Genomic DNA, 21,492 nt, shown 5'->3' on the forward strand with positions numbered 1-21,492 from the left:
AGAAGGAACGCCTGCATCGGCGCCATCCCGAAACCGAGGCGGCTTGGCAGGCCAAAACTCTAGGTGGCCTTGATTCAGCCTGAACTGGCGGTTATAACCCTGGCTCCCATGAGGCGGGCACGCCCTTGATGCGAAAGCTAAGTGGTCATCCATGAATTTCCGATCCATCCATTCTGAATACCTGCTCGGAATTCTGCTGGCACTCACGGTTCCCCTTGCCTTGTTCGCATCAAAAGGTATGGCGCCATTGTTTGTCGCCATTGCCTTGGTTGCTCTTGGAGCCCATGTTCTTCGGCGCACTCCTTGGCCGCTCCCGTCGAGCGGAATACTCCCGGCCATCGCCTTTTTTCTGTGGGCCGCAATCAGCCTCGTTTGGTCCATCGCCCCGCAGGAAGGCATAAAGTATCTACCGGCCCTTGCCGCCATGCTGGTGGGCGGGTATCTGCTGGTGACCTTGGTTGCTAGCCAGCCGGAAAGAGAAAGACGAACCATCGAGAAGTTTTTGATGCTCGGTGTCGCGGGCGGTTTCGTCATATTGGCGATTGAGATATGGTCACCCCTTGCCATGACCATGTTCTTCCGGCGGTTGGTCACCGGCGAAGTCGTTCAAATCGACTACACCGCGCCCAATTACTACAAAGCCGGGGCTTGCGTCGCGGCACTCATGATCTGGCCTGCGCTCGCTGCCGTCCTACGCCGTGGGCACAAAAGCGCAACCGTCCTTCTTGGTTTTTTGGGCATGGTGATCATCTGGGCCAGCAACAGCGGCGCCGCAATGATCGGGAGCCTGATCGGGCTCGGCGCGCTCTTTCTCTTTGTTACTTGGCCACGCTGGGCACCGCGCCTGTTTGCCGCTGCCGTGGTGACGGTAACTGTTCTCATGCCGGTCGTTCCCCCTCTCCTGCCCGATCCGGGACAGCTGGAGGAGACCTATCCCAATCTTCCCAATGGCCTATACCCACGAATCTTCATCTGGAAGTCGGCGATCAGATTTATTGATGAAGCGCCGATACTGGGCCTTGGACTAAACACTTCTCGGACCCTGTCTTCCGACAATGACGCGGTCTTCTTTACCGTACCGGGTGGTCCGGGAAACACGCGGCAATCGGAACCCATTCCCCTCCACCCCCACAATGCCGCCCTACAAGTCCGGCTTGAACTCGGCATACCGGGCGCTATGCTCATAGCTGGCTTCGCCGTTGCGGTTATTCGCGTGTTTTCCCGCGGTCGGGCTATCATTGACCAAGGCTTTGCCGCCGCCGCCATGATCAGTGCCCTGAGTATTTGGTTTCTTTCGTTCAGTGCCTGGTCCAGTTGGTGGCAAGCATCAATCTGGCTCTGTGCTACCGGACTAGCCTTGGCTCCCAGTAGTTTAAAATCTCGAGATGATCGCGACCCGAGTGATGAAGAAAAACACCGAAACACTAAATGAGCGCTTAGTCACCCTGGTGCTATGGCTTTGGGTCATCATCTCACTGATCGTCTATGCTCTCCAGTATCGCTCTTTGGCTATTCCGATCTTCAATGCTTTGGTCGCGGAATGAGCGCCGTTGCCGTCCTGATCTTCCAGACCCTTGGCTGCATGGGTTTTGGCGCCTTTACTCTTCGCTTGACGGGAGCCACTTGCTCATTTGAGGGCAACGCCCGATTGGCGATTTCCTTTGGGCTTGGTATCGGCATTCTTGGATGGCTTTGTTTCTTTCTCGGTCTGGCCCATCTGCTGACCCCAGCATGGCTCGGCGGTTTATTGGCGGTGGGGTGTCTTGGGATACCCTTGCTGGGCCGGGATTCCTTACAGCGATCGATGAATCCGATCGATGGCGTGGCCTGGGCATTGTTGGCACTGATCTTTGTCGTCTTTTTCCTGGATCTGATGGAGGCCATGGCTCCGCCCGCTGATGCGGATACACTCGCCTATCACTTTAACGCCCCGAAACTGTTTTTGCGTCATGGCGGGCTCGTCTTTTTCGAGCGCCCCCTTGACGGCGCGGTCCCTTATCTTTTGCAAATGACCTATCTCCCAGTTCTGGCACTCGGAGGGGAGCAGGCGCTAACCCTATGGACCATGGTTACCGGATGGGCTGCGGCGGGAATGGTTTACGTCATGGCCCGCGAGGCATTGAGCCAAAATTGGTCTTTGGTGTTAGCCTTGGTATTCCTGACCCTTCCCGCCGTTATCTACGGAGCGGGAACCGGACAAGTGGAAGTCCGGATGACGCTGTTTGCCTTGATTGCCGGATGGACCACCGCGCGCGCCGTGACCAGTGGAAATCCCCGATATGCGGTGCTCGCCGGCATTGCCACGGGATTCTATATCGGATCGAAATATATCGGCCTCCTGTTTGCCGTGGCCTGCGGGATCGTGATCCTGCTACAAAAACACTGGTTTCGCCAAGGCATGGTCTTCGGCATAGCGGCAATTATCGCCGGATTTCAATGGTATGCGTGGAATGCCGTTCATACGGGAGACCCGTTTTTCCCTGTTTTTTTCCATGTATTTGGTTTCGGCGACCTGTTGTATTGGTCACCGGAACACAATGACTTTTTCCGGAATAATTTCATGCAGTTGGAGCGTGCTATCGAGCGAACGCCGCTGAACTACATTCTCTATCCATTCTGGGTAACAATGGATGCGCCGCCGACCACGGAGGGACGGCGGGTTGGTCTTGGCTTGTTCGTACTCCTTGTGCTGCCTTTTGCGATTGCTGGCGCGTGGAAATCCCGCTTCCGGCTTCGTCGGTCTTCGTTGATGCTCTACGCCTTGATAGCCCTGGTGTTTTATACGGCGTGGTTTTTCAGCGGGCCGTCTCAGCGGGTCCGCCACCTGCTGACCGTTTTTCCTTTCCTGCTGATCGTGGTTACGGTTGCCGCCGTCCGGTTTACCGATGATCGATCTTTCCAACGACCGCTCCACTTGGGCATTGCTGCCGTAATCGCCCTACAGATCGCCGGGGCGGGGTTGTTCGGGCTTAAGAACATCCGCTATGGCATGGGGAATGATTCTCGCGAAGAGTTTTTGGCCCAAAGCCTTACGGGCTATTCCGTTGTTTCTTGGATCAACGACAACCTGTCCCAATCTGATTTTCTGATCCATACGGAAAGACAATTGAACTATTACCTCGACGTCCCGAATTTTTTCGTATCGGCCATGACACAAGATGCTCTCAACTTCTTCCCTGTCCCCCGACCACCGGCGGTGATGCACCGCAACCTATCCAAGCTTGGCGCCACCCACTTATTGGTTTCCAGCGATGAATGGGCCGCTTGGCAGAATGGTGGAGAAAAGGAATGGTCAACTTATTTCGAGACTGTTCGTGAGTTTGAGATCCATCGGTTCGCATCTCGGACTTTAAGCTCGCTGACCCATACGCTGAGCAATACTGTATTGGTAAGAGCGTTGCCCGTGGAACTTGGTGCGGAAACGATCAAAGATCAAACGAAACCGAGCCACTGATCTGACCGCGTGGACCTGCGCCACACTGAAATACGGCCGTAGCTTCAGAAAAATGATGCGGGGCCACTGGGCATGCCGCCATCGATAGGCTCGAAAACAATCGATTGCCGGAGCCGGGGGCGCTCCCGGAAGGCTACGGCAGCTTTCGATCAGAAATCTAAAACCTGAAATAAATGAAGGTTTCAGATCGGTCCAGAAACAGTAAAACGGTTACGAAAAGGACCGAGAACAGAACATTTAAAACCACGATTTTCCATTTCACGGTTTGATTGTTTTCCGCCAGTGGCTCGAGCCGTACCCCGAAGGCAACCAGTACAGCGAACAGGACACCGATCCACATCTCGAAAGTTGGTGAGGTCTGGACGGTTTCCGCCAATCCCCCCAAACTGAGTAAAAACTGTTCCAGTCCATTAAAATCATAAAGGAACAACAGCCATCCCAAGGATACGAGCGTGAAGGTAAGAGATCGCTGCAGAATCGCGGGAAGGCGATCCCAAAAAGAATTCCCATAGTGATATCCGGCGACAAGGCCCGCATGGTACAGACCCCAAACCACGAACGACCACCCCGCGCCATGCCACAGGCCGCAAAGAGCCATGACGATGAAGATGTTGCGGGCATAAGCCCGATTGCCGCCCAATGGTATATAGAGATAGTCGCGGATCCAGTAGGACAGGGTTATGTGCCAGCGACGCCAGAAATCCCGAGGATTGAGGGCATCGTAGGGTCGCTTGAAATTGTGCGGATACGAAAAGCCGAACAGTGCACCCAGGCCGATGGCAATCATTGAATACCCATAGAAGTCGAAATAGATCTGAAAACTATAGGCAAAAATGGTATAGAGCGCGGCCTCCTGACTCAGGTTGCCAGGTGCGTTTCGATAGTCAGCCAAGTGATAGCCCAAGGTGTCGGCGATTAGGACCTTCACCGCCAGCCCCAAACAGATATAGCCGACCGCTCTAGCGCCGTGGTGGCCACTCATACGATAGTGTCCAAGGTGCCGCAAGGCCACGGCAACATCCCGGTAGCGTAGAATTGGACCGGCAACCAACTGCGGGAACAACGAGATGTAGGCAGCGAAGTGGGAGAATGACGGCATATCCGTCACCTCACCCCGGTATCGGTCAATGGCGAATGACACCACCTGGAAGGTGAAAAAGGAGATTCCGGCCGGCAATAGGATATCTATGAACAAGCTGAACTGTTCGCGCATACCCGGATCGCTCAGGTCGAGGACCGAATCCAGTAAAAAGCCCAAGTACTTGTAATAGCCGAGGGCAAGCACTGGTGGAAGGATGGCCGCGAACAGAAGTGGTCGGCTGGACTGAAACGCGGGTCGGGTGACGATGAAATAGACCCAGACGACGTCGGCGCACAGAACCAGCGCATGTTCGATTCCTGACAGGCCATAAAAAACCAACGAGGCCGCAATCAGCGTTTGGGCCCGCCAGGATCGCAAACCCGGTAAAAAGAACAGCGTCAGAACCACGGGAAGGAAGATGAACAGAAAAGCGAACTGATTGAATATCAAGACCCGCATCCCCCCACTTCGGGCAGGGCGACGCTGCCGATCCATTGGCCCAGGGCTGCTGCGGGAGGGTGACTGGCATCGGTCCATCCGGTTACCGGGGGCAGAAGCACCGATTCCGCCGAGAAGCACGCCAGATTCAGGTTTGCGCAGGTTTCCAGAAAGGTTTTCCGATTGTTTACCGCGAAGACCGATGGTTGATGGTCGAAAACCGCGCGGCTAGCGGGGTGGAGAGGAGACTCATAGATCAGTATCCTCAATCCGTGGCGGCGCTCCAGCTTCTTGAGGCGGTGCAAGTCCCGCCGCAGGATGGTGTCGATGATCTGGGGTGTGTGCCTCGTCAGAGGCGGCAGGTTTGTAACCGGAGCAGTTGGTGGTTGATGACTGCCGTCTGGTCGATATCCGCCTTGCCCCTTGAGCGCCACGGGCATCTGGTCAGCGGTGGGTCCAAAGATATTCAGAAGCGAACGGCGCACGAACAGCGCCTCGAACTGACGTCGGAACAACAGGCTTTCCGTCCAGGCATGGCGCCACAGTATTCGCATGGCTTCCCGAAGGTCGCCGCTGGGCTCCCGGGCAACCGCGGCAAGGTCCGCCTTGAGGGTAGCCATCCGGCGGCGCCATCCGGTCCATTCCGTGTTGTTGTAGAGTTGCAGCTCAAAATGGTCGAGGCTGATGATGACCACGCGTGGCAGGCGATTCACGGAGGCCAGCTCACGCAACAGATCAACGGTACTGCGGAAAGATTGGCCGGAAAGGGCGAAGTTGAACAGGGAGCAGGACTCTTGACCCAGGGACTGTCGCTCGACGGACAGGATGCGGCTGTTGCCAAACAAACCGACATCATAGGGGGTGTCTCGCCGCACCGCCTGCCGGATCTTCATGCGCGCCATCTGATGTTCCCCATAGCCGTCAACGGTGTGGGGAATGGCGGGGCGGTCCTCGGAAAACGGGTTGGTCTCCGGGATCACGTCTTCCAGAAAGTGGATGGTGCCCAATAGGACAGCCGTGACCATCAGGAACAGAAGCACCCGCCTCATTCAGCAGGATCCAGCTTGCGGGCCGAGACATACCAGGCAAATCCCATGATCTTGCCCAGTTTCAGTTCCAAAGGCGACTGGATGGGCCAGGGCGATCCATAGACCAGGATGCCGCCCGGATGGGTGCCGAAGCGCTTGATCTGTCGAGCGCGGATGAGCTTGCCGAGCTTAGGAATGAGGTAGAAATAGAATTCCCCCTTGCGCAGGGTCACATGGCCGAATTTGGCGAACAGCTTGCGGATGCCGCCGGCCGTGTAGCAACGGGTGATGGGATTTTCCACCGTCTGCTGGTTCTTGCCGCCCCATTCGGTGGCTCGCCCCAACCAGTTCTCCGGGTCCTTGAAAATCCTGCCGCGCAACAGGCCCTCTGCCAGAAGCATGTTGATCCAGTAGTGCCAGGAGCTCTTGCAATAGAGCAGGATCACCGCCTGTCCGCCGGGCCTGAGCACGCGGAAAACCTCGTCCATGGCCTTTTCCGTGTCCAAGGTATGGTGCAATACGCCATTGGAATAGACGATGTCGAAGCAGTTATCGGCAAAGGGCAGGTTCTCGGCATCCGATTGCAAGGCGCGGCAGTCCGGAGCGTCTTCGCCCAACAAATCGAACTTGGCCTGGGTGGCCCGGGCCCGGTGAAAGGTCAGGTCCACCGAGGTCATGCGGGCGCCATGCTTGGCGAACAAGGCCGAATGGCCGCCCGCGCCGGGGCCGATCTCCAGCACTTTCTTACCCGAGAGCGTCGACAAAGGCATCTCTTCCACCGCCATATGGCGGCGGTAGCGGAACATGTCCTCCAAAGCCTCCAGACCTTCCAACAGGCCCTGTTTGGACAAATCCCGGTCCACGTCCTCGTAGAGAGAATCATAGAGGGATTTCCAGAAGTTTTGGATATGGGCCTTGGTCGGTTCGGATTTGTCTGGAACGCTCATGGCTGTTGGTATAGCCATTGCTTTTGTATCTCGCCACAAGCTTTTTGGGGTCTGGCCCGTGCTCACCGCTTTTCTTCGCAAGTATCGTCAGGTCCAGGCCGATCCGGTGCTGCGCCGTTGGCTGATCGGACGCGCCATCGGTCGCTGGCCGGGGGAGCCCGCCTACCAGGCCCATCGCCCGCCCTATGCCGCCGACCACCTGCCCTTGACGGCGGAAGAACCGCGATGGGATGGCGCATCCTTGGATGTTCCCGCGCCCGACAAGGCCATGATAATGCCTCTGCCGGGATCGTCGCTGACCGTGGCGCCCGGCGATCTATCGGGTCTGTTCGACAAGAGCTTCGTCGACACCGAGGCATTGCTTGGCCTGCACCGCTTTGCTTGGCTGCCTTGGTTGGGGGACCAAGCGGATCCAGTCTGGGTGGATGCCCTTTGGCGGGCCTGGTGTGACAGCGCCGGGACCGTGGACGACAGTTGGGCCTGGCATCCCTATACGGCGGCAGAGCGGGCCATCAATATCCTGCGCTTCGCCCATGCCCAGGGACTGCCTGGCGATCGCGACCGGACGCTTGGGATTCTCGCGGCCCATGCGCCGGCAATCGCCCAGCGGCTGGAGTATTTCGGCGACCACCACACGGGCAATCATCTGTGCAACAACGGGCGCGGTCTGTTCCTTTTGGGTTTGGGTCTGGGCCTGCCGCAAGCGACCGAATTGGGGGCGCTGATTCTGCTCCGGGAAGCGGAGCGGATCTTGATGCCGTCGGGGGTCCTGCGTGAGGGGTCCTCCCACTACCATCTGCTGCTGACCCGTAATCTGCGCGAATGTGCCACGGCCGCCCGCGCCCATAGGCGGCCCGAGGCAGATGACCTGGATCGCATCGTTGCGCGCATGCTGGCCGTGCTGCCTCATCTGAACCTGCCGGGCGGCCTGCCATTGATTGGCGATATCTCCCCCGATGCCGAACCGGCCCTGTTCGCCGACCTGTTGCAAAGCGATCAGGACCCGGTGGATGGCGAGTTGTTGCGGCAAGATGGCTGGCTGCGCGCCGACTTCGGCCCCTGGAGCGGCCTTTGGCACGCGGCGCCGGAAGGTTGGAGCCACATGCCCGGCCATGGACATCAAGACCTGGGGTCGTTCGAACTGCATCACGAAGGCAACCGGGTCTTCGTCGATCCCGGGCGCGGTGCCTATGGGGAGGAAGGCGAGGCGGCCCTGTATCGCTCCGCCCGGGCGCACAACGGACTGCTGGTTGATGGCGCCGATCCTTATGCCGCCAACAAACCCTACTACAACGCTGATTTCCGCCAGCGTCTGGGAGGCGAGCCACCGACCCTTCAATGCCAAGGCAACGGAATCTTTCTGCGCCATGACGGATTTGGGCGGTTGAAAGCGGGTGGCTCGGTGACCCGGTCTTGGATATTCGAGGACAACCGCCTGACCTTGCGTGACGAGATCGGCGGCATGGGCGTGCACAAAACCAATCGGCTGTTCCACACTGCCCTGCCGGTGGAGCGCGACGATAAAGACGTGATCATCGGCGGCTACTTTCGCCTGAGCACCGACCAAGGGTTCATTTTGCGTTCGGCGACCATCTGGGAGGCTTACGGGCGCGGTCGTCCCGGCACCTGCATCGACATCGATCAAACCGTGACCCTGCCCACCTCGCTGATTGTCCGGCTGGAGGTGCTTGACTGACATGTGTGGAATTGCCGGTCTTTTCCTGCCCCGCGATGCGGCCCCGATATCAGCAGATCTTTCGGCCATGGCCCGGGTCATGGCCCATCGTGGTCCCGATGGCGAGGCGGAACATGTATCCGAAGATCGGCGCTTTCAGGCCGTGTTCCGGCGTCTGGCCATCATTGATTTGCACACCGGCGATCAGCCTATCGTCGAAAACGGCGGCCAGCGCGTGCTGCTGGGCAATGGCGAGATCTACAATTACCGGGAACTGCGTGGCGCCGAACCGGACTATCCTTACCGCACTCAGGGGGACATGGAGGTTGTTCTCCCCCTGGCCGCGCATCTGGGCGAGGAGTTTGTTCATCAACTCAATGGCATGTATGGGCTGGCCCTGTACGAGCGCGACCCCCACCAACTGTTGCTTGTCCGCGACCGGCTGGGAATCAAGCCGCTTTATTGGGCCCGTACATCCGGCAAAGGGCTGTTGTTCGCCTCGGAGATCAAATCGCTGTTCGCCTCCGGCCTGATCGAGCGGCGCATCGATGAACAGGCGGTCTCGGCCTATCTGGCCCATGGCTGGGTGCCGGGCCCCGAGACCCTGTACACCGGGGTTCACAAACTGCAACCGGGGCACCTGCTGCGCGCCGGGGCCGACGGATCGGTGACCATCGAGCGCTACTGGCGGCCCCGAGCCGCCTTCGATCTGCCGGAGGATCCACAAGAGATCGAGACCCATCTGATTGACCTGCTGCGCGATAGCGTGCGATTGCAGCTGCGCAGCGACGTGCCGGTGGGGGCGCTGCTGTCCGGCGGTCTGGATTCCGGGCTGATGGTGGCCCTGGCGGCGGAACAAAGTGTCCAGCCGGTCAATACCTTCACCGTGCGCTTTCCCGGCGCGCGCTATGACGAAGCCCCGTTGGCCCAGGCCGTGGCCGACCGCTATGGCACCAACCACCAGATGGTCGAGGTGGATGCCCGCGATGCCGGGCGGTTGTTGCCGAAGCTGGCCTGGCATTGCGAGGAGCCGCTGTTCGATGCGGCGCTATTGCCCAACTTTTTGATCGAACAGGCCTTGGGCGAACATGTGACCGTGGCCCTGAACGGCAGTGGCGGCGACGAGCTGTTTGCCGGCTATGGCCGCTATTTTCCGCTGCCGGTGGAACAGCGCTATCTAAAGATACCGGCCCTCCTGCGGCGGGGTCTGATCGAGCCCCTGGCCCCGGCCATGACCGCCTTCCAGCTACGCCGGGCGGAGAAATTCAGCCGCGACCGGGCGGGTTACCTGCATGACCACACAGGCCACTTCCCAGACCCGATCCGGCGATTGATCGGCAACCGGCTGGTTTCGCCTCCGGCGGCCCAGACAGCGCCTTACCAGGAGTTTGACGGTCCACCGCAAAGTGCCGCCCTGGCCGCCGACCTGCAAACCTATCTGGCCGATGATCTGATGGTCCTGCTGGACCGTACCGCCATGGCCGTGGGAGTCGAGGGCCGGGTCCCGTTCCTCGATCACCGGCTGGTGGAAGCGGCCTTGGCCGTGCCGCCGACGATCCGTACCCCCGGCGGCGAACAAAAAGCCCTGGAACGGCGCATGGCGGCGCGCTATCTACCCGAGGCGTTATTGAAAGCACCGAAACAGGGCTTTGCCTCGCCGGTGCCCGCCTGGCTGAAGGCGGGGCTGGCCGACCCCATCCGACGTCTGCTCACCCGACCGGAAACCTTGGAGCGGGGCTGGTGGAGTGCCGAGGGAATCACACGATTGATGGCCGAACCGGAGCGCCATGGCTTTCGGGTCTATACCCTGGCCATGCTGGAACTGACAGTGCGCATGCATGGGGAAAGCGACACGATCGAGGATCTGAATGATGTGTGAGAGCAGCGCGGACTATGAAGGCCTGGACCTAGAAGCCTTGGGCGGACTGGAAAACTACTATGGTTGGATTCTGGAAACCTTTCGACCGGTATTGAAGGGGCATGGCATAGAATTCGGCGCGGGAGCCGGGACTTTTTCCGAGAAACTATTGCCTCATTTATCGGGGCTCGATCTGGTCGAACCGTCCTCTGTCCATTCCGCGATTCTAGCCCGGCGTTTTGAGACGGACTCCCGAGTAACCATCATTCCCGCCAAGCTGGAAGCCGCCGTTTCGACGATCCCTGCGGATAGCCGGGACTGTGTGATCCTGGTCAATGTGCTCGAACATATCGAGGATGACCACCAGGCGCTTGGTGACCTGTATCGGATCCTCAAGCCGGGTGGCCACCTGCTGCTGTTTGTCCCGGCGATGCAAGGGCTCTATAGCGAGTTCGACCGGCGGGTCGGACATTTTCGCCGCTATCACAAGGCGGACCTCAAAGCCGGGATCGTGGGCGCCGGATTTCACATCGCCACCCTCGATTATACCGACCTGCTGGGAGTCCTGCCCTGGTGGCTGATCAATGTAAAAATGGGTAAGACGGAAATTGATCCGCGTATGGCATCGCTGTACGACCGGGTTGGCGTCCCTTTGACCCGGCTCCTTGAAGCCCTGCTGCGCCACCCACCCTTCGGCAAGAACCTGATTTGTATGGCCCGCAAACCATGACCAAGGAAAGCGTCAGCGTCATCATTCCCGCCTATCGTTCGGCGGGGACCATCCGTCGGGCTCTTGAGAGCGTGGCCCGTCAGAGCCGTCTGCCCGACGAGGTGGTGGTGGTGGATGATGGTTCGGACGACGGCACCTTGGAGGCGACCGAGGCCTGTCGCGCGCTCTTGAAGAATATCGACCTCACCGTCATACAGCAGAAAAACGGCGGAGCCGGAGCGGCGCGCAATCGGGCTATCGCGGAATCACGCGGATCGGTTTTGGCGTTTCTCGATGCCGACGATGAATGGCTGCCGACAAAATTGGAGCGATCCTTGGACCATATGGCCGCAGGCGGCTATGTCCTGGTGGCGCACAACGGCTGGATTGTTGATGGAGAGAGTAGGGATCTCAACGATTGCGCCGCCCGCTTCAATGAACCCCGTGATCCTTATCGAACCCTCTACCGCAAGGGTTATATTGACACTTGTACGGTTGTCGCCACGCGGGATGCTGTCTTGGCGGTGGGGGGGTTCGACGAATCCCTTCCCAATGCCCAGGACTTCGATCTATGGCTGAACATGCTCAAGGACCCGAAGGCACGTTTTCTCGTTTTCGACGAACCGCTCTCACTTTATTACATCACGCCAAATAGCATTATGAGCAATACCGAGAGGCGGCTGTCATGCACTTTGCGCGTCGCCTATCGATACCGCGAAGCGGTGCGAAAAAGATCGGGTCCGATACCAAGCGATCTTTGGTACAGAATCATCGCCATCCATTTAGAAACAATACTGGTTTACAGGTCCCGAGGGGCGATGGTACCGCTGATGCGAACCCTCCTAAGGCTGCCTTGGCGGCTGATCACGTCTCTTTTCGCACCCGCCTAAAGCATTGCGCATCAAGAGCATTATCGGTCGGACACCGAGAACACCCAGTCTCTGTCTTTCCAGAAATTGTATTCGAGGAACGCCTCTTGGGTTCCGATATGGATGTATTCGTCCAGGGTAAACCCCATAATGCGGCGCCCCTGATCGTGACAGTATGATAACCACCGCTCTCTGGGACTGAACATCTGGCTCTAACAGGTTGCTGAAAAAGTCCGATTTCGAGCCTGTGGCGACACATGCTTCGACAAGCTCAGCATGAGGGCCTTCGAATTTTCAACATGTTAGCCTCACCCTGAGCTTGTCGAAGGGTGACGCGGGCCGTAGGACAACACTTTTTCAGCAGTCCGCAAAAGCCTTTCGCGTTTAATACCCGCCATAGCCTTCCGGAAATAGGCCCAACTCCGGCAGCCGGTTGTCATCCAGACCGGCGATGGCGGCGCGGCCCATGGCCAGGATGGCCTCTTCGGCGCTGCCGCCGATATGCGGCGTGACAAGAACGTTGGGCAGGGCGATCAGTTCCCGGTCCAAAGGGGGCTCCTCGGCAAACACATCGAAGGCCGCACCGGCTAGATGCCCGCTCATCAGTTGTTGCTTTGCCGCCGCCTCATCCAACAGACCTCCGCGCGCCGCATTGATCAGCAAGGCGCCAGGTTTCATCATTGCAAAACGCTCGGCATTGAGGATGTTTTTCGTCGAAGGGTCCAATGGCAGATGAAGCGTGACCAGATCGGCTTCCCTAAGCAGATCTTCCAACCCCATGGCCTCGATGCCATGTCGGCTGTAGAAGTCCGGAAAGTCCCGAATATCATGGGCCAGAACACGGCAGCCAAAGGCGCGAAGCAGAACCGCCAGATCCTTGCCCGCATGGCCGCAGCCAATGATGCCCACCGTCCGTTCGGACAGATGCCGTCCCATATGCTGGCGCCAGGTTCCCGCCAGGACTTCACGATTGGCCGCAGGCACATGACGCAACAGGGAAATGGCCAGGGCAATGGTCAATTCGGCCACCGAGCGCCGGTTGACGCCACCGGTCCAACCGAGCCGGATCCCCCGTTCGGTCATGGCCGCAAGGTCCAGCATGTCAAAACCGACCCCATACTTGGACAGAATTCTCAGGTCCGGCAAGGCATCGAATACTTCGGCGGTCATTTTTTCCAGGGCCGTGATCGCCCGGTCGTGGCCGCGCAGATAGTCGATTAAAGCAGTCCCTTCCAGCTTTAGGCCGTCATCGTTGAAGGTCACCTGTTCGTAGCGCTCCAACAGCTCGGCACGCAACACCGGGTGACGGGAAAAGGAGCGGGAGGTCACGGCGATGCGGGTCATGTGGAAGCTTTCTCCAGTTGCGCCAACCGGTGCCAGATGATGCGGTGTTTCCCCTTTCGGTAATGCCAGAACGGCGGGCGCAGACTATAGACCCATTGGCTCCAGGCACAGACTTCGTCCAAATCAATCGAATCCCCTCCGGACCACGGGTAGTCCTCGAATTTGGATTCCGTGCCGTCCGGTAATTGTTTCCATAGTTTGTTGGCACAGTAAAAGCGGGTCGCCCCGGCGGGATTGGCGCGCAAGATACGGAAATACTCTTCCACAACGGGCGGATCCATTTCCTGCATGGAAACAATATTGACCGCCAATGCCACTGAAGCGGCATCAATAATGGAACAGTCATCGGCCCGCACGGCGATCAGGCCGAAGCCCGGGTCGGTCAAGGCTCGGGCCATTTCCTCACGGGTCGAGACCAGGGCGATCCGGATGTCCGGGTGAGCCCGCCGGGCCATGGCCAGATCCAACAGCAGCGACTTGTTGAGATTGACCGTAATTGTCTTCCGCCCGGGTTCATCCATGAGCAGCAACGACGTCATGACACCGTAGCCATCGCCAATGACCAGATTAACTCCCTGCCCCGTGCCGGACGGCTGATAGTGACGAATCAGGGACAGAGACAGAGCTTGGCGCTGCATATCGTGAGTATAGGCCCGACCCTGGCGCCGGGCGATTTCCCGCCCCATCCGCTCGCACCGGCTGCGGTCGCGGAATCGTCGTGCCATGAATCGGAATGGCGTTTGCAGGACCCAGTGCCCCAGGCGGTGAAGCAGGCCTGTTTTCGCTGAATAGCTTCCCAGCACTGTTTCACCTTGAACCCCTCCGTCCACATCCACGGAATAGCGGGCTTCCTGGTCGCGCCAAAACGAGGAACTGGCCTCGCTGCCGTCCAGAGTGGCCAGGGCCTTCAGGGCATCATTGTCGGTCAGCATTGCGCCCTCAGTATTGTCCGTAATAGGCATCGTCGCGCATCACCGCTTCCACCCGCCCCACGTCTTCGGGACTATCGACCGAAACATAGGGGCGATAGGGGATCGGGGCGATGCGCTGGCGAAAGCCGTTGTCGCAGATTCGATTGGAATCGCAGGCCTCCTTGATTTCCAAGGGGGATTCCGGTGTTTCGGTAAACCAGCGCAGGAATTGCCAGCGAAAGCCGAAAATGCCGCCAACCCGCAAGGCGCCCAGATCCTCTGAAAACCCGCCCTTGGCATAGGGAACGGGGCTGCGCGAGGTATAAAGGACATCGCCTTGGCGATCGTGAACGATCTTGACGATATCCGGATTGAGGAAGGTCTCTTCATCGCGGATGGGCACCGCCAACATGGTCCCGGTAACCGACGGGTCTTCAGCGAAAGGTTTCAGCACCGCCTCAATCACATCGGGACCCAGCAAGGGCTCATCTCCTTGCACACAAACGATAATATCGTCGTCAGATAGGTCCTGACCGCAGTTCTCAGCCGCCTCGGCGACCCGATCCAAGGCCCGGGTATGCGTATCGGCGGTCATAATCACCGGGAAACCCTTGTCATCCCCGAAAGATCGGATTTCCTCGTCGCAGGTGGCCAGGAACAGGCCGTCCCAGCCGCCGAACAGGGCGGCGCGAGAAATACAATGCTCAAGCATCGGTCGGCCGCAAATGGGATGCAAAGGCTTGCCCGGAAATCGACTGGCGGCCATTCGTGCCGGAACAATTCCAATGGTTTTCATCATAGTCCCCTGTCAAGGGTGGCGGGATGCATTCGATCGCCCCTCAAAAAGCCATGTAAATAAACGAGACGATTTCACTGCCCCTGTATATCGCGACAGCCAATCCCACGCTACCGAGGATCGCGGCAAAGGGGGCAAAGAACAGCATTCGATGGCGCCACAGGGCACCGGACCAGCCTTCCCAAATCCAACGATGGCGCAACAGGGAATCGGGGGCGCCGTATTCCGGTTCGACCGTCGGGTTGTGCCCGGCAAACCACTCATGGGTATTGGGCAGTATCCAGACCACGCCCAACAGAATCGCGATCCAGAACCAAGCCGCGCCATTGACCATCGATTGGGTCGGAGCCGCATCCCCCATCCCACTCATTGCCAGCAATATGGTCCCCGCGTCAGAAAAATCATCGGCACGGAAAAAGACCCAGGCCACAACCACGGCGACAAATGTCAACACACGCCCGGCCCATCGACCGATCCATCCACCCGAAGTCCATTGCATGGTGCGTCCCAAGGCGTTCCAGGCGTGATTGACCACCAGGTACAGGCCGTGCAAGGCGCCCCAGGCAATAAAGGTCCAACCGGCGCCATGCCACAATCCACCAAGCAACATGACCGTTATCAAATTGGCATACCGCCTCGCGGTTCCATGGCGGTTGCCCCCCAAGGGAAAATACAAATAGTCACGGAGGAAGCGCGAGAGAGTCATGTGCCAATGGCGCCAGAATAGGATGATGCTGCTCGCGCGATAGGGTGAACAAAAATTCATCGGAAGGCGGATGCCGAAAATGCGGGCCAGCCCAACGGCCATGTCCGAGTAGCCAGAGAAATCGAAATAGATTTGGAACGTATAGGATAGCGCCGCCGCCCAGGCCTCCAGAAAGGTTGGCGATACCGTATCGGCGGCAAACACGGCGTCGGAATAGACCGAGATCCCATCGGCAATGACGATTTTCTTGTACAGACCGATGGAGAAAATCAATAAGCCGATTTTAAGGTTTTCTCCAGTCAAATGAAAGACTTCGGGCTTGTTGAACTGTGGCATCATCTCCTTGTGATGAACAATCGGCCCGGCGATCAATTGGGGGAAGAATGTCACGAACAGCGCGTATTGCCCCAGATCATGGTCCTCGGCCTTGCCTTGATATACGTCGACCAAATAGGCGATCTGCTGAAAGGTAAAAAACGAGATGGCAAGGGGCAGAATAATGGTTCCCGCATCCCAGTGGGTGCCGGCCAGGAAATTGATATTGTCGAGAAAGAAATTGGCGTACTTAAAGTACCCGAGGATTGCCAGATTGAAGACAATGCCGGCCCCCACGAACAGCTTCGAGGGCTTCGCGTGCAGTTTCTTGCCGATGGCAAAATTCACGTAGATCGAGACGGCGATGAGCAACAGGTATCGCGGTTCCCACCAGCCATAAAAGATCAGCGAGGCCAACAAAAGGTACCACGCCACCAGCTTCCGTGAACCCAGTCGCCCCAGTAAAATGGTGCCCAAAACCAGCGCCGGAAGAAAAACTACCAGAAAGGTTTGTGACGAGAACAGCATAGCCTATTGTGCCGATTCCATCTTCCGCAGTGTCGCTTCGATCGCTTGAGCGGCGCGGGCATGACCGCTGGGACGCCAATGCCCGTCGTTGGTGAAAAACAGCTCCATAGGAGGCTGTCCGTTTTCGAAATGCGGTTTCAAATCGACCACCATCAACCCTTGATCCCGCAACCCTTGAATGATGGTCGCATGGCGCCGCGCCTCGTCAGCTTGATGATCTCCAACCCATAGGGCTCGCGAAGGCAGGACAACGACGAGAAAATCCCGAGCCTTCATACTGATTTTGACAATCTCCGCCACCGTTTGGTCGATTGCCGCTTGTGAAAACTCGTGTTGATGAACGCCTTGCAGATTGGGCCGTATGAGCCCGGCGGCAATCGCCATATCGCGAATCATTTCGTGATGATGAACGATGGACGTCGCCATGAAATACAGGGCGGAGTTTTGCAGCAGTTTTGCCTTCAGCCTTAGAAACAAATTTGCGCCATTCGGCTGCACTTGAGAGGGCGGCCCGGATTCGACCTCTGAGTCCGTGGGATTTTGCTCATAAAGGGCAACATCGTCTTCCATGGTCAAACCCATGATGACGCGGTCCGCGGGTGCGCCCAACCGTCGGGCATAGCCGATGAGCATCCCGTAATCTGGTAAGCCGGTGGGCATGGCAAGATTGAACACGGCTGGTTCAATCAGCAAATCCAGTTGCTCGGACAAACGATCCTGTTCTTCCACGCCCCAGCCAAAAAAATAGCTGTCTCCCACCACGACCCAATCGGAATCCGTCGCCTTTGATACGTCCTTCGAATCCCGCAGCCCATGCTGGTTGAAGCGCACCATCACATCAAAATCGCCGGTATTCTTGATTTGCCTTTTCTCGCTGCCGGGCGCCCCTAGCGTCGGCTGGTCGCCGCGCCCCTCTATGAACTGGATCTGCACATTGGGATCTATTTCTGGATGCGCCAATCGAATGCCGTATTCCGCAACCAGCATGGCAAACACAAGACCCATGACACCCATCAGCAGACGGTACAAGGGTCGAAAAATTTGGAGCCGCTGGACTGCGGCAACACGATTCATTGTGAGGACAGCTCCCAACGGGCCTTCCATTCTGGATCGGCACAATAAATCCCGTAGACCAGTTCCATGGTTTTCAAGGCATCATGGGACGAGCCATTGGCCACCGGACGCTTTTCAGTGATGGCGGCGGCGAATTCAGCCACCTCGTCGGTCCAGGAAGGGTCACGGTTATATCGGATGGTCTCTTCGCGGGGGTCACCCCGGTCGTCGTCACCCACCCGGGCCACGGTCAGAGTCTCGGTGCCATAACTCTTGGAGCCCGACAGGATCCCCGACAGGGTGACCGAGCCCTTTTGCAGGGTGATTTCCAGGTTGAACCGGTGGCGCCATTGGGTGGCCGAGGAATGAACCATGGCGACGATGCCGTCATCGGTACGCATCAAGGCATAGGCATTGTCTTCCACGTCATGGCCCCAATAGCCATTGTCCACAAAGCTGTGAATGTCCGTAAACTCCCCGGCAAACAGCCGGAGCAGATCGACCATATGGATGCCCTGGTCGAGCAGCACGCCACCGCCCGCCAGATCCCTTTGGGTCCGCCAGGAGGTCTGGTTGAAGGTGATCAGCTGCGATTTGCCATAGACCCCGCGCAGATTGATCACCCGGCCCAACTCACCCGATTGAACCAGCGTCAGCGCATCGCGCACGGAGTCGTGATAGCGGTGGTTAAAGCCGTACTGCAGACGCAGGTCCGGATATTTTTTTTCAACGTCCATGACCCGGACAATATCGGCCACGTCGCGGCCCGGCGGCTTTTCGCAAAACACATGCAGGCCGTGCTCCAACCCACCGATGGTGGCCGCCGGATTGACGTCGTTGGACAGGCAGACAAACAGGATATCCAGATCCGGCTCGGCCTCCAGCAGACGTTCGAAGGTGGTGTAATGACGCACCCCGTCTTCGTAAACGCCCTCGCCATCCATGGTCTGATCACAGACCGCGACGGTATGCATATCCGAACGGGCGTCGATGACTTCCCGGCGACGGCGGCCAACAATGCCGTACCCGGCGATGCCGACATTCAGTTTCCCGCTCACGGCCGGGATGTCCTGTAAAGATCGGAAACCACGTCATTGGATCGGCCCAGGCGCGGAGATTCCTCCGCCCCCCCCACGACCACCCATCCGCCTGCCTCGTCGGACCGATAAAAGGCGTTGAGCAGCTCCAGCGTCCCCCGGCAATCATCCCGATCCACCGGATATGGCGCCCCGCCGCGCAGGTCGGCAACGATATCGTTGTACATCTCCGTATGGCCATAGCCGTAAACCGCGCCATGGCCCTGAATTCCGACAAAATCCTCGGAATTGGCGGCGCAGGCCTCGGGGTCGGGGGTGAAGATCTGCAATTCGTTGACCGCGATGCCGCCGATCTGGGCCAGACCCTCGGACCCGACAATGGACAACGAGGCTTCGAAATCGTCCGGGCGGGCGGCGGTGGTCACTTCCAGGCTGCCAATGGCGCCGGATTTATAATCGAGGGTGGCCACCAGGGCGTCTTCCACCTCGATGTCGGCGCCCATGGTGCGCATGGTGGCATTGATGCGCGCCACCTCGCCGCCCAAGTGACGCAGGAGATCCACATGATGGATGCCCTGATTGGTCAAGCAACCTCCGTCATGAGAAAAGGTACCGCGCCAGGGGGCCAGATCATAATAGCGCTGCGGTCGACACCAGCGCACCCGAACCGAAACCATGCGGATGTCGCCCAGTTCCCCTGCCCTTAGGGCTTCGCGCACCCTGGAAACGGCCTTGTTGTAGCGGTTCTGAAATACCGGGAAGATCTTGGTTCCCAGGGTATCGGCCTTCTCGTAGGCTCCGACCATCTGTGACGGGCGCATGAAGGTGGGCTTCTCGACGATCAGATGCTTGCCATAGCGGTCCATCACGTCGCGGGCATGTTCATCATGCATCCCCGACGGGGTGATCACGGCCACCAGATCAATCTCCGGCAGCTCGGTCAACATGTTGTGGTAATTGGTGAAATGGGGCACGCCGTATTGCTCGGCATAAGCTTTCGCCTTGTCTTCCACCAAGTCGCAGACAGCCGCCAACTCGACGCCGTCGACGGCGGCGATGGACAGGCAATGGTGACCGGCGATGCGACCACAGCCGATCAACGCCACCTTGAGATTTGATTGGGTCATAAAGCTGTTTTCTTCGGTGTTTCCGGGGTGTCGGAGTGAATATCATCGATCAACAACCGGTGCCAGAGAGAACTGTCCGGATCGGCCAGCACCGAGTCCCAGGCAACCCGGGGTGGATCCAGTTGACCCTTGAATCGTTCGACCACGGTGTCCAGAGTTGCCGTCGGCGCGGTCACCCCGGCGGGCAACACGTTGATGGCTATGCGGTCGGGCAGTTGCAGACGGATGGCCGGAATGCCCATGAGCACCGCTTCGAGCCCCGAAGCCCCGGTGCTGAACAGCACCGCCGACAGCCCTTTCTGCTGGGCCAAGGATTCATCGGTGCGCGCCAAACCGTCTTGGGTCTCGAAGGCCAAAGGATACATGGGATGTTCCTTGACCAAGACCCGGTGCCCGGCCTGGGCCAGGAGGCGGGCGGCGGCCACCTGCTGTTCCGCCGCCGCCGGTATGGCAGACAGGGGCACGAAGACCGGCCCTTGGGGATCAACCGGGATCGACCCGTAGCGCGGCAGCCGCAACGATCCGCCAATCACCAATCGATCTTCGGGAATGTTCCAGGCCACCATTTCATCCCGATAGGCCGGGCCGTCGGCGATAATCAAGTCGGGCAGGCTGATACCCCGGTCCCAATTGGTGGCGCTGGAATAATTGAACTGGTGGGGGCCGATGACCGTGTGCTGATAGCCGTAGGTGGGCACTCCCGCCGGGCGGGCGGCGCGACAGAGATTGCGCTCCCAGCCATGATTTTCCCAAGGCCAGAGCACGCGCTTGGGCTTGGCCCGCCGCAGCCAACGGTTCTGGCAATGCATCTGCCAACGGTTCATGGCCGGGCCACCACCGCTGTTTTCCAGATCCGCCGAGCGTTGCACCAGCCAGCGTAGCGGCCCCTCGATCCGTGGCGCCCATGTGACCAACGGCAAGGTCAGCGCAAACCACAGGCTGCCCCAGGCATGCAGACTGACCGTGCGGCCATCGGCACCCAGCTCGCGGGCGCGCCTCAAGGGGCAATCCGTATGCAAGGCCCGACCAATTTTGGGGAACTGCCGCATCAGATCCCCGAAATAGGCATCAAAGCCCTCGGTATTGCTGCTGGGATGGCCATAGACCAACAACACCGCGCGGCCTGATTGGTCCGTGGCGGGGAGACTTTTGGCGGCCCGCGCCACCCGCAGCGCGACCCGTGTTCGCGCCAGAAATCCCCGCAATGCGCCCTTCAACCGCCGAAAGGCCAATCCGGGCGCGGCAGAACCGTCGACCCCGCTCAAACCGGCCAGATGACGAAAAACCCAAGGATCGTCGCAGATCACCAGCAAGCGCTCTCCCGACTCCACGGCCTCTGTCACCAATCGGCTCCAGGCCAGCATGATACCGAAATCGGACCCGAAGCTGCCCGCCGTGGGCATATGGGCGATCTCGGCACTGGATTGGCGCCCCAGGTCCCGGCCAATGGCCCACCAGGTGTTCCGCTCGGCCTCGAATGCCCGCTCCAAACGCTCTGCCAAACCAGGCAGACAGCGGCTTGGATCCAGGCCGCCCGGGGTCCCGGTGACGGCGACCCAGCTGTCCCATTGGTCCGTGGGCGACAGGTGACGGGATTGACGGAGCAAAACGGTCAT

At 58.8% G+C, this 21,492-nt stretch carries 17 protein-coding genes; 6 read left to right on the forward strand and 11 right to left on the reverse strand.

Annotated features, from left to right (window positions below; genetic code table 11):
• The first annotated feature begins 151 nt into the window (after positions 1 to 151).
• Both MGMAQ_RS17535 and MGMAQ_RS17540 read left to right on the forward strand, forming a co-directional pair.
• A complete protein-coding gene (locus MGMAQ_RS17535; RefSeq protein WP_046022561.1) occupies positions 152 to 1,432 on the forward strand; it encodes an O-antigen ligase family protein in 1,281 nt (426 codons plus the stop codon).
• Positions 1,433 to 1,540: 108 nt separating this feature from the next.
• Complete coding sequence (locus MGMAQ_RS17540; RefSeq protein WP_046022562.1) at positions 1,541 to 3,454, forward strand: glycosyltransferase family 39 protein; 1,914 nt, start codon at positions 1,541 to 1,543, stop codon at positions 3,452 to 3,454.
• A gap of 157 nt (positions 3,455 to 3,611) precedes the next feature.
• Here the strand turns inward: MGMAQ_RS17540 and MGMAQ_RS17545 are convergent, their stop codons facing one another.
• From MGMAQ_RS17545 to MGMAQ_RS19955, 3 genes are read right to left on the reverse strand one after another with little or no spacing between them, the layout of a single operon-like run.
• The gene (locus MGMAQ_RS17545) at positions 3,612 to 4,985 is read right to left on the reverse strand and encodes an MBOAT family protein (RefSeq protein ID WP_158498892.1); all 1,374 of its coding nucleotides are present in this window, start codon (positions 4,983 to 4,985) and stop codon (positions 3,612 to 3,614) included.
• The gene (locus MGMAQ_RS17550) at positions 4,982 to 6,022 is read right to left on the reverse strand and encodes a hypothetical protein (RefSeq protein WP_046022563.1); all 1,041 of its coding nucleotides are present in this window, start codon (positions 6,020 to 6,022) and stop codon (positions 4,982 to 4,984) included. The genes MGMAQ_RS17545 and MGMAQ_RS17550 overlap by 4 nt, the downstream gene beginning before the upstream one ends.
• Positions 6,019 to 6,948 (reverse strand): class I SAM-dependent methyltransferase, encoded by a 930-nt coding sequence (locus MGMAQ_RS19955; RefSeq protein ID WP_052716519.1) that lies wholly within the window; start codon positions 6,946 to 6,948, stop codon positions 6,019 to 6,021. Before MGMAQ_RS19955 ends, MGMAQ_RS17550 begins: the two co-directional genes overlap by 4 nt.
• On the opposite strand from MGMAQ_RS19955, the gene MGMAQ_RS17560 reads away from it, so the two are divergent.
• The 4 genes from MGMAQ_RS17560 to MGMAQ_RS17575 are packed head-to-tail and all read left to right on the forward strand — an operon-like array spanning position 6,947 to position 12,080.
• Positions 6,947 to 8,644, forward strand: a complete 1,698-nt coding sequence (locus MGMAQ_RS17560) for a heparinase II/III family protein (RefSeq protein WP_046022564.1) — start codon at positions 6,947 to 6,949, stop codon at positions 8,642 to 8,644. The genes MGMAQ_RS19955 and MGMAQ_RS17560 overlap by 2 nt on opposite strands.
• 1 nt (position 8,645) lies before the next feature.
• Complete coding sequence (gene asnB, locus MGMAQ_RS17565; RefSeq protein WP_046022565.1) at positions 8,646 to 10,502, forward strand: asparagine synthase (glutamine-hydrolyzing); 1,857 nt, start codon at positions 8,646 to 8,648, stop codon at positions 10,500 to 10,502.
• Positions 10,492 to 11,211 (forward strand): bifunctional 2-polyprenyl-6-hydroxyphenol methylase/3-demethylubiquinol 3-O-methyltransferase UbiG, encoded by a 720-nt coding sequence (locus tag MGMAQ_RS19960; protein ID WP_082085513.1) that lies wholly within the window; start codon positions 10,492 to 10,494, stop codon positions 11,209 to 11,211. The genes asnB and MGMAQ_RS19960 overlap by 11 nt, the downstream gene beginning before the upstream one ends.
• Entirely contained in the window at positions 11,208 to 12,080 is an 873-nt protein-coding gene (locus MGMAQ_RS17575; protein WP_046022566.1) for a glycosyltransferase family 2 protein, read from the forward strand. Before MGMAQ_RS19960 ends, MGMAQ_RS17575 begins: the two co-directional genes overlap by 4 nt.
• Positions 12,081 to 12,443: 363 nt before the next feature.
• Here MGMAQ_RS17575 and MGMAQ_RS17580 read toward each other — a convergent pair whose 3' ends face one another.
• From MGMAQ_RS17580 to MGMAQ_RS17615, 8 genes are read right to left on the reverse strand one after another with little or no spacing between them, the layout of a single operon-like run.
• A complete protein-coding gene (locus MGMAQ_RS17580) occupies positions 12,444 to 13,403 on the reverse strand; it encodes a phosphoglycerate dehydrogenase (RefSeq protein WP_046022567.1) in 960 nt (319 codons plus the stop codon).
• A complete protein-coding gene (locus tag MGMAQ_RS20520; RefSeq protein ID WP_052716521.1) occupies positions 13,400 to 14,335 on the reverse strand; it encodes a hypothetical protein in 936 nt (311 codons plus the stop codon). The genes MGMAQ_RS17580 and MGMAQ_RS20520 overlap by 4 nt, the downstream gene beginning before the upstream one ends.
• 7 nt (positions 14,336 to 14,342) lie before the next feature.
• Positions 14,343 to 15,113 carry a 3-deoxy-manno-octulosonate cytidylyltransferase gene (kdsB, locus tag MGMAQ_RS17590; protein WP_198409135.1) on the reverse strand — a complete coding sequence of 257 codons (771 nt, stop codon included), beginning with the start codon at positions 15,111 to 15,113 and terminating at the stop codon, positions 14,343 to 14,345.
• 40 nt (positions 15,114 to 15,153) lie between these two features.
• Positions 15,154 to 16,659, reverse strand: a complete 1,506-nt coding sequence (locus MGMAQ_RS17595; RefSeq protein ID WP_046022569.1) for an MBOAT family protein — start codon at positions 16,657 to 16,659, stop codon at positions 15,154 to 15,156.
• A 3-nt stretch (positions 16,660 to 16,662) separates the two neighbouring features.
• Positions 16,663 to 17,751, reverse strand: a complete 1,089-nt coding sequence (locus MGMAQ_RS17600; protein WP_158498893.1) for a hypothetical protein — start codon at positions 17,749 to 17,751, stop codon at positions 16,663 to 16,665.
• The gene (locus tag MGMAQ_RS17605) at positions 17,730 to 18,770 is read right to left on the reverse strand and encodes a Gfo/Idh/MocA family protein (protein WP_046022571.1); all 1,041 of its coding nucleotides are present in this window, start codon (positions 18,768 to 18,770) and stop codon (positions 17,730 to 17,732) included. The genes MGMAQ_RS17600 and MGMAQ_RS17605 overlap by 22 nt, the downstream gene beginning before the upstream one ends.
• A complete protein-coding gene (locus MGMAQ_RS17610; protein ID WP_046022572.1) occupies positions 18,767 to 19,876 on the reverse strand; it encodes a Gfo/Idh/MocA family protein in 1,110 nt (369 codons plus the stop codon). The genes MGMAQ_RS17605 and MGMAQ_RS17610 overlap by 4 nt, the downstream gene beginning before the upstream one ends.
• Positions 19,873 to 21,492, reverse strand: coding sequence for a hypothetical protein (locus MGMAQ_RS17615; protein ID WP_046022573.1), 1,620 nt, complete (start codon positions 21,490 to 21,492; stop codon positions 19,873 to 19,875). The genes MGMAQ_RS17610 and MGMAQ_RS17615 overlap by 4 nt, the downstream gene beginning before the upstream one ends.

It is taken from the genome of Magnetospira sp. QH-2, from assembly GCF_000968135.1.
Classification (GTDB): Bacteria; Pseudomonadota; Alphaproteobacteria; order Rhodospirillales; family Magnetospiraceae; genus Magnetospira.

Bases quoted from the DNA above. Each gene is read 5' to 3' on its own strand.
- MGMAQ_RS17615 (WP_046022573.1), bottom strand. From the start codon at position 21,492: ATGACCGTTTTGCTCCGTCAATCCCGTCACCTGTCGCCCACGGACCAA.
- MGMAQ_RS17535 (WP_046022561.1), top strand. From the start codon at position 152: ATGAATTTCCGATCCATCCATTCTGAATACCTGCTCGGAATTCTGCTG.
- MGMAQ_RS17610 (WP_046022572.1), bottom strand. From the start codon at position 19,876: ATGACCCAATCAAATCTCAAGGTGGCGTTGATCGGCTGTGGTCGCATC.
- MGMAQ_RS20520 (WP_052716521.1), bottom strand. From the start codon at position 14,335: ATGCTGACCGACAATGATGCCCTGAAGGCCCTGGCCACTCTGGACGGC.
- MGMAQ_RS17580 (WP_046022567.1), bottom strand. From the start codon at position 13,403: ATGACCCGCATCGCCGTGACCTCCCGCTCCTTTTCCCGTCACCCGGTG.
- kdsB (WP_198409135.1), bottom strand. From the start codon at position 15,113: ATGATGAAAACCATTGGAATTGTTCCGGCACGAATGGCCGCCAGTCGA.
- MGMAQ_RS19960 (WP_082085513.1), top strand. From the start codon at position 10,492: ATGATGTGTGAGAGCAGCGCGGACTATGAAGGCCTGGACCTAGAAGCC.
- asnB (WP_046022565.1), top strand. From the start codon at position 8,646: ATGTGTGGAATTGCCGGTCTTTTCCTGCCCCGCGATGCGGCCCCGATA.
- MGMAQ_RS17575 (WP_046022566.1), top strand. From the start codon at position 11,208: ATGACCAAGGAAAGCGTCAGCGTCATCATTCCCGCCTATCGTTCGGCG.
- MGMAQ_RS19955 (WP_052716519.1), bottom strand. From the start codon at position 6,948: ATGAGCGTTCCAGACAAATCCGAACCGACCAAGGCCCATATCCAAAAC.
- MGMAQ_RS17595 (WP_046022569.1), bottom strand. From the start codon at position 16,659: ATGCTGTTCTCGTCACAAACCTTTCTGGTAGTTTTTCTTCCGGCGCTG.
- MGMAQ_RS17540 (WP_046022562.1), top strand. From the start codon at position 1,541: ATGAGCGCCGTTGCCGTCCTGATCTTCCAGACCCTTGGCTGCATGGGT.
- MGMAQ_RS17550 (WP_046022563.1), bottom strand. From the start codon at position 6,022: ATGAGGCGGGTGCTTCTGTTCCTGATGGTCACGGCTGTCCTATTGGGC.
- MGMAQ_RS17560 (WP_046022564.1), top strand. From the start codon at position 6,947: ATGGCTGTTGGTATAGCCATTGCTTTTGTATCTCGCCACAAGCTTTTT.